At 54.7% G+C, this 1193-nt stretch carries 1 protein-coding gene; it reads left to right on the top strand.

Annotated elements, in window-relative coordinates; genetic code table 11:
• Positions 1-64 precede the first annotated feature (64 nt).
• Positions 65-1033, top strand: coding sequence for an IS5 family transposase (locus tag H4J77_RS19520; RefSeq protein WP_028615150.1), 969 nt, complete (start codon positions 65-67; stop codon positions 1031-1033).
• Positions 1034-1193: the final 160 nt, after the last annotated feature.

Here is a 1193-nt window from a genome sequence, read left to right as displayed (position 1 = left end):
GGAAGGTCTGAAAAAGACTTCCTGAAAAGGTAAAATGCGTCAGCGCCATTTTCGAGACCACCGCATGAAACAGATGAGCTTTGCAGACGCCGAATACGCTGGTAAACGTAAGCAGACCCGCCGTGAGCGCTTTCTGCTGGAAATGGATCAAGTGGTTCCCTGGAAGCCATTGCTGGCGCTGATCGAGCCGCACTATCCCAAGGGCGAAGGTGGTCGACCTGCTTACCCGCTCGACGCGATGCTGCGAGTTCATCTGATGCAGAACTGGTTTGGGTACAGCGATCCAGCGATGGAAGAAGCGCTGTATGAAACCACCATCTTGCGACTCTTCGCTGGCCTTCAACTTGATCGCATTCCGGATGAAACCACTATTCTCAACTTCCGTCGGCTGCTGGAACGCTACGGCCTGTCCACGGCGTTGTTCGAAGTGGTCAATCGTTACCTGGGTGAGCACGGGCTAATGCTGCGCCACGGCACCGTGGTCGATGCAACCATCATTCATGCACCCAGTTCGACCAAGAACAAAGAAGGTAAGCGCGATCCCGAGATGCATCAGACCAAGAAGGGTAACCAGTATTATTTTGGCATGAAGGCCCACATTGGCGTTGATGCTGAGTCAGGGCTGGTTCACAGTCTCGTGGGGACGGCGGCCAATGCGGGCGATGTTACTCAGGTAGACAAGCTTCTGCATGGCGAAGAAACCCATGTATGCGGTGACGCCGGCTATACCGGCGTTCAGAAACGGGATGAACACAAAGGGCGCAAGCAGGTGGTCTGGTCGATTGCGATGCGCCCAGGCAAGCTCAAGACATTGAGCAAAACCAAGCTGATCGAGAAAGGCTTGCGCCGAATCGAGCGGGCCAAAGCCAGTACACGAGCCAAGGTCGAGCATCCGTTTCGAGTGATCAAATGCCAGTTCGGATTCACCAAGGTGCGCTACAAGGGCCTGGCGAAGAACACGGCCCAGTTGCATACCTTGTTCGCCCTGGCCAACCTATGGATGGCCCGAAAACAGCTGTTAAGTGCAGGATAAATCCGCCCGGAGTACTGGGTACAGTGGCCTGGATGGCCGAAAAGGGGCTGCAACGCGCTGAAAACGCGACTGAGGGCGATGAAATCGTTCCTGAAATGTTTTTTTTGTGAGCCGAGGTCATAATCGCCGCCCATATGGCCGGTATTTCAGACCTTCCCTA

The sequence above is a fragment of the Pseudomonas sp. 5Ae-yellow genome (genome assembly GCF_014077575.1).
Classification (GTDB): Bacteria; Pseudomonadota; Gammaproteobacteria; order Pseudomonadales; family Pseudomonadaceae; genus Halopseudomonas; species Halopseudomonas neustonica.
This window is presented reverse-complemented; position numbering and strand designations above follow the sequence as displayed.

Excerpts from the sequence above, each read along its gene's own strand:
- H4J77_RS19520 (WP_028615150.1), top strand. The coding sequence starts at position 65 with ATGAAACAGATGAGCTTTGCAGACGCCGAATACGCTGGTAAACGTAAG.